General features: G+C 43.7%; 11 protein-coding genes. 4 read left to right on the plus strand and 7 right to left on the minus strand.

Annotation, left to right across the window (positions count from 1 at the left end):
* Nucleotides 1-126: 126 nt before the first annotated feature.
* The 5 genes from BP896_RS00060 to BP896_RS00080 form a co-directional block, all read right to left on the minus strand.
* Entirely contained in the window at nucleotides 127-1,149 is a 1,023-nt protein-coding gene (locus BP896_RS00060) for an ABC transporter permease (protein ID WP_291764423.1), read from the minus strand.
* A 74-nt stretch (nucleotides 1,150-1,223) separates the two neighbouring features.
* Nucleotides 1,224-2,228 (minus strand): Gfo/Idh/MocA family protein, encoded by a 1,005-nt coding sequence (locus BP896_RS00065; protein WP_291764424.1) that lies wholly within the window; start codon nucleotides 2,226-2,228, stop codon nucleotides 1,224-1,226.
* A gap of 2 nt (nucleotides 2,229-2,230) precedes the next feature.
* Nucleotides 2,231-3,220 (minus strand): Gfo/Idh/MocA family protein, encoded by a 990-nt coding sequence (locus BP896_RS00070; protein WP_291764425.1) that lies wholly within the window; start codon nucleotides 3,218-3,220, stop codon nucleotides 2,231-2,233.
* A gap of 129 nt (nucleotides 3,221-3,349) precedes the next feature.
* Nucleotides 3,350-4,780, minus strand: a complete 1,431-nt coding sequence (locus tag BP896_RS00075) for an ammonium transporter (RefSeq protein ID WP_291764426.1) — start codon at nucleotides 4,778-4,780, stop codon at nucleotides 3,350-3,352.
* Between the two features lie 219 nt (nucleotides 4,781-4,999).
* On the minus strand, nucleotides 5,000-6,154 hold the full coding sequence (locus BP896_RS00080) for an MFS transporter (protein WP_291764427.1): 1,155 nt from the start codon (nucleotides 6,152-6,154) through the stop codon (nucleotides 5,000-5,002).
* 226 nt (nucleotides 6,155-6,380) lie between these two features.
* Here BP896_RS00080 and BP896_RS00085 point away from each other — a divergent pair, with 226 nt between their 5' ends.
* The 3 genes from BP896_RS00085 (at nucleotide 6,381) to BP896_RS00095 (ending at nucleotide 7,946) form a co-directional block, all read left to right on the plus strand.
* Nucleotides 6,381-6,815, plus strand: coding sequence for a ribosomal protein L13e (locus BP896_RS00085; RefSeq protein ID WP_291764429.1), 435 nt, complete (start codon nucleotides 6,381-6,383; stop codon nucleotides 6,813-6,815).
* Between the two features lie 107 nt (nucleotides 6,816-6,922).
* Nucleotides 6,923-7,288, plus strand: coding sequence for a DNA-binding protein (locus BP896_RS00090; protein WP_291764431.1), 366 nt, complete (start codon nucleotides 6,923-6,925; stop codon nucleotides 7,286-7,288).
* Nucleotides 7,289-7,436: 148 nt separating this feature from the next.
* Entirely contained in the window at nucleotides 7,437-7,946 is a 510-nt protein-coding gene (locus tag BP896_RS00095) for a 50S ribosomal protein L11 (protein WP_291764433.1), read from the plus strand.
* Nucleotides 7,947-7,953: 7 nt separating this feature from the next.
* Here the strand turns inward: BP896_RS00095 and BP896_RS00100 are convergent, their stop codons facing one another.
* Complete coding sequence (locus BP896_RS00100) at nucleotides 7,954-8,244, minus strand: hypothetical protein (RefSeq protein ID WP_291764436.1); 291 nt, start codon at nucleotides 8,242-8,244, stop codon at nucleotides 7,954-7,956.
* A 43-nt stretch (nucleotides 8,245-8,287) separates the two neighbouring features.
* Between BP896_RS00100 and BP896_RS00105 the strand changes: the two genes are divergently transcribed.
* A complete protein-coding gene (locus BP896_RS00105) occupies nucleotides 8,288-8,980 on the plus strand; it encodes a type I 3-dehydroquinate dehydratase (protein WP_291764438.1) in 693 nt (230 codons plus the stop codon).
* Here BP896_RS00105 and BP896_RS00110 read toward each other — a convergent pair.
* Nucleotides 8,977-9,952 (minus strand): 2-hydroxyacid dehydrogenase (locus BP896_RS00110; RefSeq protein ID WP_291764440.1); only part of this gene is annotated, 976 nt, incomplete at its 5' end. The two genes, BP896_RS00105 and BP896_RS00110, sit on opposite strands and share 4 nt — an antisense overlap.

Here is a 9,952-nt window from a genome sequence, read left to right on the forward strand (position 1 = left end):
TAGCCATTAATATATAGAACATAAGCGTGAGTAAGCCAAACCTAGCTGACTTATTAACCCAAATAAGCCTCAAAATATTAAATACACTCTTAATGGCTCCTTCAACCCTACTGTAACTGACCTCCATCATCCTTGCCTCACCCTTGGGTCTATTAGTGAGTATGTTAAGTCAGCAATAACCATACCTAATATTACCGCTAATATGAGTATAAGTAGAATACCCATTCCAAGGGCCCAGTCGCCATTACCAAGTGATGATGAGAACAATGCACCAACACCTGGATATGAGAAAACAGTCTCAACGAATACTGCTCCACCGAATGATGTGCCTAGTGCTATTATTATTCCTGTGTATAGTGGTAGTAGTGCGTTTCTTCCTACGTATCTTCTCTGTATCCAGCTGCTTGGTAGTCCTCTTGCTTCAGCGTAGTTTACGTAGTCTTCACCCAGTACTGAGATGATGTTACCCCTCATGCTTAAGGCCCAATGACCAAAGGAGGAGAAGGCAAGCGTGAAGATGGGTAAAGCAGCATGATAAAGAACACTAATAATAAAAGGCAAATTAAAGCCTGGAGTACCAGAGTATGCTCCGTGGGTTGGGAAAATATGATACTCGAAGCCTAGGAAGTAAACCAGTAATGCCGCATAAATGTAAACTGGTATTGATCTTTTTACTGTTATGAATTGCGTAACAGCCTGATCACCAGTAGAACCCCTATGATAAGCCATATACTGACCAAGATAAACACCCACAAAGAAAGCAATCAAATTAGCAGAAACAACAATAAACAAAGTCCAGGGAAGGTACCTGGCTATTAACGTTAATACGGGTAAACCATATACCACTGACCAACCCCAGTCACCCCTGAATGTGTTCACTATGTATTTAGCGAAACCTACGGCTGGATTACCGTGAATCATGAAGGCTGAGGCCCATTGAACAATGTACTCGTAATTCCCCCTACTCATTAATGCAGGCCCAGTGCCGCCTACACCGCTGGTGCCGCCACCGAGCATACCCAATTGGGATAGTATGTAGTTTATTGGGTTAACTGGAGCGTATTCGAAAAGCACGTAACTTATGAATAATGCAACAAACCAGGTAGCTACTGCTAATCCTATCCTTCTAATTAACCAATTAGCCTTCATAATTAATTAATTTGTAAAATCTTTATATACTTTTTCTTTAAATGCATGCAAACTTGAGTGCCTTTACGTTTAAGTCACTGAACCCTTACTTCACTAATCTTAACTGGCCTACCCTCCCTCCATGACTTATATGCAGCTGCAACCACTTCAAGAGCCCTTAAGCCATCAAGCCCACTGGCCCTGGGTGTTAGGTTGCTTTCAATAATCCTAATGAAGTCCTCGATCATATTCCTATCCGCATCTGGGCCGTAGGATACCCAGTGGAATCCCTTATCATCGGCTAGGGATATGTTTTGGTTGAAGGCATTAATGGTTAATACGCCGCGCTCCGCCAGTATCCTCATGTAGACGTCACCCCATATTGGCCACGTCTCATGCCTAGACCAGCTTGAGTCAATTGATACAGGCGTGCCGTCACTCAGCTTAGCCAGTATTAGGGCATTATCCTCAACCTTAAGTTGAGGCCTAATGTTCCTACCCACGAAGGCTGAAACCTCCTCAAACTCCTTACCAGTGAACCACCTTATTAAGTCGGCTACGTGAACTATGTGATCCATCATTGCTCCACCACCCGCTAACTCAGGGTCAACGAACCAGTCGAAGGGGCATGTGCCATGGTTAGTCGCTGTTATTGACTTAATTCCCCCAAATTCACTAACCCTACTCTTAGCCTCCACCACTGCATCATGATACCTCATTACGAAGGCTACCTGAAGCTTAACGCCACGCCTATCAGCCTCATTAACCATGGTTACTGCATCACTCACTAATGTTGTTATGGGCTTCTCAACAATAACGTGTACCCCAGCCTTAATGAGGGGTAGGGCGTAGGTTATGTGCCTAGCGTTCTCTGAAGCAACCACAGCTGCATCAAAGCCACCCTCAGCCATTAACTTCTCGAAGTCGCTGTAAACCACCTTGGGTTTAAAGGCCTCCTGAACCCTCCTTAATCTATCAGCGTTATTATCGAAGACAGCTACTAGGCTTGCCTTACCCTCAGCCTCAAGCTCCTTAATAGCCCTGGTGTAGCTCCATGCATGCATGTGTGCGTATGAGACTACCGCAAAGCGGAGCACCATGGTCACTTCACCTCACTTGGGTTAACTACCCTACCCTCCATAATACTCTTATTAATTGATAAGGCAAGCCTAAGCGCCTCAACAGCATCATGAGGCTCAATGGGTGGTTTAACACCCTTATTAACCCAGTTTAGGAATGCAATCCACTCCAGGTAGTAGGCGTCCTTCATCATTGGGCTGTACCTATAGTATGAGTTATTAATGTAAGCCTCAACAGTGGCTGTGGATTGATTATCAACAGCCATTAAGCCGTTAGTGCCGGATACTTCGAAGTATGTTGTGAATGGGTAATTCCTAGGCATAGCCCACGAACCCTCAACGTAGGCCACAGCCCCATTATCGAACTCCAGGGTAGCCATGAAGTGGTCTATTGATGTGGCTGATTCACTGGAGTATATGCCCCCTATTGCGTAAACCCTCTTAACACCACCAAAGGTCCACCTCAAGTAATCTAAGTCATGTATGCTCATGTCCACTGCAACCCCACCACTCAATTCCTGGAACCTGAACCAGCGCCCTGGATGTGAACTAAGCCTATATGCCCTAATAACCCTAGGTTCACCAACCCTACCAGCCATTATTAATTCCCTAGCCCTAACGTACTCAGGCCAGAATCTTAGGCAGTGGGCTACCATCAACTTAATGCCCCCAGCCTCATAGGCCTTAACCAATTCCTCCCCATCCTTAACTGTTAGGGTTATGGGCTTCTCAAGCATTACATCCTTACCAGCCTTAATAGCCTCCTCGGCAATGGCCTTATGCGTATACGTTGGTGTGGCTATAAGCACAATATCTATGCTTGAATCATTAATAATACTCCTCCAGTCATCAGTCACCTTAGGTATGTTAAACCTCCTGGCCAATAGGAGCGCATCCTCATAAGGTATCCCGAATATTGCAGATAATTCAATGCCATCAATCCTGCTTAAGACCGGTAAGTGAAGCTCCCTAGCTGCGAAACCTGAACCAAGGATACCCACCTTGAGAACCATTAATTATTGAAACCCTTTAAATTTAAATGCATTACTATATATAGCTTAAGTAAATTATTATATAGCATTAGCAGAATCATTAATTATAAGACCATAAATACCTATATGAATAATTTAATACGTCATGGTTCATTCCCTACTCCTACCATTAATCACTTCAATATCCCTAGCTTGAATTGGGAACGCATACTCATCGTAAGCCACCTCACCATGCATTTCCCTATCACCAACACTCAGTGTGATTGGTGATGCCCTAAGTGGCGTAACCTTACTTATGAGCTTTAGTATTAGGAGGGTCATAAATCCACTGTAGGCTGCAACCACAAGGGCTGCCACAATTTGAATTATTAACTGGTATGTATTCCCATATAATGCACCTGATAACCCAGGCACTATTAAAGCCGCCACATGAGGATCAGCAAATACGCCCGTTAATACGCCACCCAGGAAGCCTGGTATTGCATGTGTTGAAAACACGCCAGTGGCATCATCAATGTTCCTAATTGGCTTAAGCCTATATTGGATTAGGTTTAGGGAAGCCCAGGCTGCGGCGCCTGAGGCTAAGCCTATTATCAGCGCACCAAGCCCATTAACATAGCCGGCAGCCGGAGTTATTCCAACTAAACCAGCCACGGCCCCTGATGCGGCGCCGGTTAGGCTTGGTTTATCATTAACGGTTACATCAAGTATTAGCCATGTTAATAAGGCTATTGCGGCAGCTAGGTTAGTGTTTAATACGGCTATTGAAGCATCAATGGTTACACCGTATGGGTCGCCACCGTTGAATCCATTCCAACCAAGCCAAAGTAGGCCTAGGCCAGTGGCTACTTGAGTTAAATTATGCGGGCTAAGCTTCCTCTCACCATCAAGCCTTGGCCCAATCATCATTGCCGCAACCACGGCAGCTACACCAGCATCAAGGTGTATCACGTAACCCCCAGAGAAGTCCACTGCACCCAATTGAGCTAACCAACCACCACCCCATAGCCAGTACGCTAATGGTCCATAAACTAAGGCTGACCATAATGGTACGAAGAGCATCCAAGCCTTAAAATTCATCCTCTCTATTAAGGCACCAACTATTAAGGCTGGTGTTATTGCAGCGAACACGAACTGGAAGTATACTAGGGTGGGGAGTGATATGTTTGGTTGTTGATTGGCTAATGGTATATCAGCCTGTGAGGTAAGTATACCGCTGGTGAGTACGGGGGTTGGTTTACCTAATATACCAAACCCCTTAATGGCTAATAGGGGTGGCCCAAAGGACATCTCGTACTCAAAGAGAATCCATAGAACCAGCACTATTGAGAAGGCGTAGAGGACCATCATCATTGTGTTTATGACGTACTTCCTCCTGGTTAAACCACCGTAGAACAGCATTAAACCAGGTACACTCATTAAGCCAACTAATGTGGCCGCTGTAAGCTCCCAGGCGTTACTGCCTGGGCTAAGCCAATTGGGTACTGATGATGAGGGGTATCCACTTAACTGCTGCAATTGCGCCCTAACCATTAAAGAGCCTGCAGCCGCCGTACAGATGGTGAATAATATATATACCATATTTATTATCCGCCTCATTCTATTTATATAACCTATCACTGAGGCTTGCATAAGTAGTTGCTATTGATTCATTTATAAGTTTTACTCGTCAATATAGTAGTCTAGGTAGATTCAGGCCTAAGCAAATAGACTATTTAATGGCTTGGAAACACTTATTAACTGCCTAGCCACCAAGTTACTGGAGTGATGAATTGAACCCACACGTATTAGTGAAGACGCCTAAGTCGGCTGATTACTACGGTGGTGTGTATCCTGAATAATCCATAGTACTCCAGTAAGAAGTGTAGCTAGTGCCAGTACTAGTGCTGCTAAGGCCACTGTTAAACCTAGGCCAAGGTGGCTTATTGAGAAGCCACCGAGTAGGTTACCCACCGCTATACCCACTGCTGTCGGTATATTGTAGATACCCATTATTAACCCCTCAGACCCCTCCTCAATCCTGTATCCAACATATGCGTATATTGATGGCACTAGGGCTGAGGCCAGGAGGATTGAGGGTACTAGGGGTATGATGGCGCTACTGATGCTTATTACTCCAGACACTGCTAAGTAAGCCATACCTATTACTAGGGTTAAGCCAATTAAACCAATCATAATGACCCTCATGACCCCTATCCTATCAGCCAATGCACCGAACATCATCATGCCGAAGGCTAATACTAACGCTGCTGCAACGTATATTAGGGCAACGTAGGCTCCACTAATGTTAAGATGGCTAGTTAAGCCTGTGGGTAGGGTGAAGGCTATCCCAAGCATAATCATTATGCCCAACCAAAGTGGGAGGAGGGTTAACTCACTATGCTTCAGCCCCCGCTTCCTATGCACCTTAATGCCACGTTTACCCTTAAGCATTAATGCGAGCGGTAGTGTTGCTAAAAATACTACTGAGGCAATTAGCATGGATACCCGGGCCGCCTCAATACTATTGTTGATTAACCTCTGCATTAAGCCACTTATACCAATACCTACTATGTAGCCTGCGAAGTATGTTGAGAAGAAACCACCGTACCCTAAGCCCAACTTAATCCTCCTATACGCTACTAGTGTTAATAATGGTACGGTCATTAATGCTGCAGCAACACCCATTATACCATGAAGGATGGTTAACGTAACCCAATCATTACTCACCGTGAATAAGACTGATGAAGCAAACATGATCAATACTCCAATTGAAACCAAGTAATTGGCCTTAAACCTACCCACCACTAAGCCCACTGGTATTGATGCCAAGGCTTCAGCTATTGGATAAGCAGATAATACCACACCCACTAATGCTGAGAAGTGGCTTGGAATATAGTAAGGTATTGCTATTACCATTATACCGTATCCAATTCTCGACACAGTATTAATCATGAGCACTTCATCACCACTCATACTGCAATAGGGTGAATTACCTTACTCTTTAAAAATGAATTAGTAACCCTTAGCTTAATTCCTTAAATTTAGGAAAGATCTATTGCGTATATTGGCATCCATTACCCTAATTTCAATATAGTACCGTGAATCCACAGCCTTAATTAAATTAAATGAAGGGAGTAACCCATGTTTAGCCTAATCTTATTCAGTAAAGCTTATTAATGCCTTAGCCTAAGGTTTAGCCGTGTCCATTAATCCACCTGTGGCCATGGTTAAGTCACCTAGAAGCAGCAGGCTGAAGCAGGGTAGGGGATTCTCAATTAGTGAGATTAAGGCTGTTAACTTAACTATTAATGAGGCTAGGCTCCTAGGTATACCCATTGATGCTAGGCGTAAATCAACATGGGAGTGGAATGTTAAGGCCCTTCAAGAATACATAAGTAAGGTAATTAATGCCGCCGATGCATCCCAATTACCATTACCCTCAATACCCAAGAGGGGTGTGATAAAGCCTAAGAGGGGGATGGCATTCAGGGGTATTACGCCAGCAGGTAGGAGGGCTAGAGGCCTCCTTAGTGTTGGCTTAAGGGAGACTCATAAGTATAAGTGGAGGAGGAAGCAGAGGCAGCGTGAGTTTAAGCTTAGGCATGAGGTTGCCTTCCGTAAGGGAGGCGCGTAGGCAATTAACTCCTCCCTGAATAAATGCGCCATCCTTAGCCATAAGTAAGGATCATTAGGTTAAGGAGAATGTTTTATAACTGATGCACCTACCTAGAGTTAATCAGTATGAGTAGTGATAAGGATCCTGAACTTGAGTTAATAAGGCTTAGGAAGTTAATGAACCTAATGGCACAGCAGCCTAAAAAGAGCCTTGAGGAGAAGCCCATAGATGTGGTAGGCGAGATTAAGGCTATGGTTAAGGGTGAGAGGGCTGGGGAGATAATTAATAAGGCAATTGAAATATATGGAGAGGCTGCATTATCGGTATTTAGGCAATTAATCAAGCTACGTAGGGATGGAGCCATTAGTGAATTAACTGATGGTGAATTATATAATATTCTAGAGAATGTGGGGCTGCATGTCCCCATTGAAACAAAGGTTAGGATAGTGAGGCATGGTAAGGAGGAGAAGATTGGTGGGGGCCAATCCTAGTAATGTAACCCTACTTAATCCACTTAATTATAGCGCTTGGAATCCATTTAAATCAATGTTACTTAACTTTATTTCTAACCCAGTGCTTTAATTATGGGATTAAGTTGCCTTGGGTCAAGTTTAAAAGAGGGAGTGGGAACGGGGCCTAATGAAGAGGGTTATTAGGATTCAGACGAGTGGTGGTAAGGTGCCTCCGCAGGTCATGCAGCAGTTGCAGGGTGCTGGGTTAAATGCACAGGAGGTTGTTAATCTAATTAACAATAGGATTAAGCAAGTGAGTGCACTTGGCTTCCAGAACCTTAACATTGAGGTTGAGTACGATGACTCATCCAAGAGGGTTATTAGGATTAATATTGATTACCCACCGATAACAGACATTATACTTAAGGTTGTTGGTAAGGATTCACCAAGCCACCAGGCCGGTAAGGAGATAATAGGCGATATACCACTGGAGAAGCTGGCTGAGGTGGCCTTAATTAAGATTGAGGAACTAGGTAGTAAGTCCTTTAAATCAGCCTTAAAGCAGGTGGTTAGTACATGCAGGTCCATTGGGTTAACCGTGAATGGTAAGGACCCTAAGGAGGTTATTAAGGAAATAGACCAGGGGGCTTATGATGAATTAATATTAAAGTATGAGAAGAGTATTAATCCTAGTTAAGCCAAGTTCAACCAATGTTCCTTAACTCAAGCTTCATAAGTAACCTAGCAATATCAACCTGAGGCATAGCCTTCTCAATAATGGACCAAGTCCCCTTACCTATAATGAGCACTATGAATATATCATCATTAATGCTCCTTACCAAGGACTCAAAAATCCCTTTACCGGACTCAGGGTTAAGTATTGGTAAAACACCATTACTTACACTAGTAACTATAGGTAACCCCAATTCCTCACTTACGAGTAATGCAACATCCTTAACTTTACTGTCACTGACTACAAATATTGCCCCACGCATAGCTTGAGTTAAGTATATAACCGTTGAAATACATTACTCCCCAATGCCTCATAATACTGCCTTAAGCATTGATAGGCCAATGCTTGTGTGTGCAGTACCCGTTAGGGGTATTGGTGAGTTAAACCCACCCAGTGGGTGTGAGGCTGTTGAGTTGAGGCTTGACTACATGGGTAATGAAGTTAAGGCTAAGTTAAATGAGTTAAGTAAGTTAATTAGAGAATTATTAAGCAGGGTTAAGGTAATAGTAACCGTTAGGGATCCTGGAGAGGGGGGTGTTAATCAAGTTGATCCATCACTAAAGCTTAAAATCATTAATACTGCTCATGAAAACGGCGCCCTAGTAGATATTGAAGTTGAATTCATCAGGAAGTACGCTGACTACATTACATCATGGGATAGGGTAATATTATCTAGGCATATCTTTAATAGGCGTCCTGGCATTAGAGAATTAATTAATAGCGATTACGCATTAGCCAACTCCATGAACGCCTTCACCTATAAGGTAGCTACAATTAATGATGATGATTTACCAGCATTAGTAGAATTACTGGTTAATGAGAAGGAGGTGCCTGTGGCCGTAGTGCCTATGCAGCCTATCCAGAGGGCTGCTGCAATAATGCTTGGCACAGCCTTAATGTACTGCTCAATAGGTGATGGGACTGCGCCTGGTCAATTAAGTATCAGGGAGTGCGTTAGGATTAAGGAGGAGAGGATTAGGATTATTAATAATTCCTAAACGTAATCACTCCTATTAACCTCATTCAATGCACCCTCACCCTTAAGGTACTTAATGAGGTTATTAACAGCCATTATTATGGCGTTCCTGGCGACCTCAGGTTGAGCTCCGCCGGCAATGTGAGGTGTACCTATGAAGTTTGGGAGGTTAAGTAATCCTGTTCTTGGAATTAAGGATTCCCCCGAACCATAATCCCAGAAAACATCAGTACCAAACCTTAAACCACGCCTCCTCGTTAAAACCCTGTACAAGTCATCCTCCTTAACAATATCACCCCTAGCTACATTAACCACTATTGCATCATCAGGGAGTAGGTTAAGCTCAGCCTCACCTAAAAGCCCCCTAGTGTGTTTAGTTAAGGGTAATGCTATCACCATTATGTTAGCCCTCGGTAAAACACCCTTAAGCTCACTAATGGGGTGAACCTCATCAAAGTACTGTGCAGGCTTACCACTCCTATTAATGCCTATGGTCCGCATGCTGAAGGCCAACTTACCCACCCTAGCCACCTCACTCCCAATGCCCCCTGTTCCAAGAACTAGGAGATTTCTCCCAGTTAATTGCCTTGGTGAGTAGGCTTGATCATTTAAGTATTGACTCCTATCCATTAACCTTGAGTGAACACCCTTAGCTAAAGTTAATATGAGCGCCCACGCATGCTCAGCCACGGGCACTGAGTAGGCTCCAGCATTACTGTATATCTTGACGTTACTTGGTATTAATGAGTATGGTAAGTGATCCACACCAGCTGAGAAGGTTTGAATAACCTCAAGATTAGGCATGTACCTCACCCACCTAGTTAAGTCAAAGTCACTACCGCACCAGCAGAGTAAGGCATTAACATCCTCAAGTACCTTAACCAACTCAGGCTCACTTAGGTTAGGTATCTCATAAACCTTAGCGTAACTCGAAAGCATTAACCTAGCCTCCTCAGGAAGCCTTACCGTTGAGGCAACAACCTTAACCATAAGT

The organism is Caldivirga sp. UBA161 (genome assembly GCF_002506515.1).
Classification (GTDB): Archaea; Thermoproteota; Thermoprotei; order Thermoproteales; family Thermocladiaceae; genus Caldivirga.

What these genes read in the sequence shown, in the direction of transcription:
- BP896_RS00105 (WP_291764438.1), top strand. Translation starts at nt 8,288, where the DNA reads ATGCCTCATAATACTGCCTTAAGCATTGATAGGCCAATGCTTGTGTGT.
- BP896_RS00095 (WP_291764433.1), top strand. Translation starts at nt 7,437, where the DNA reads ATGAAGAGGGTTATTAGGATTCAGACGAGTGGTGGTAAGGTGCCTCCG.
- BP896_RS00075 (WP_291764426.1), bottom strand. Translation starts at nt 4,780, where the DNA reads ATGGTATATATATTATTCACCATCTGTACGGCGGCTGCAGGCTCTTTA.
- BP896_RS00065 (WP_291764424.1), bottom strand. Translation starts at nt 2,228, where the DNA reads ATGGTGCTCCGCTTTGCGGTAGTCTCATACGCACACATGCATGCATGG.
- BP896_RS00070 (WP_291764425.1), bottom strand. Translation starts at nt 3,220, where the DNA reads ATGGTTCTCAAGGTGGGTATCCTTGGTTCAGGTTTCGCAGCTAGGGAG.
- BP896_RS00060 (WP_291764423.1), bottom strand. Translation starts at nt 1,149, where the DNA reads ATGAAGGCTAATTGGTTAATTAGAAGGATAGGATTAGCAGTAGCTACC.
- BP896_RS00090 (WP_291764431.1), top strand. Translation starts at nt 6,923, where the DNA reads ATGAGTAGTGATAAGGATCCTGAACTTGAGTTAATAAGGCTTAGGAAG.
- BP896_RS00080 (WP_291764427.1), bottom strand. Translation starts at nt 6,154, where the DNA reads ATGAGTGGTGATGAAGTGCTCATGATTAATACTGTGTCGAGAATTGGA.
- BP896_RS00100 (WP_291764436.1), bottom strand. Translation starts at nt 8,244, where the DNA reads ATGCGTGGGGCAATATTTGTAGTCAGTGACAGTAAAGTTAAGGATGTT.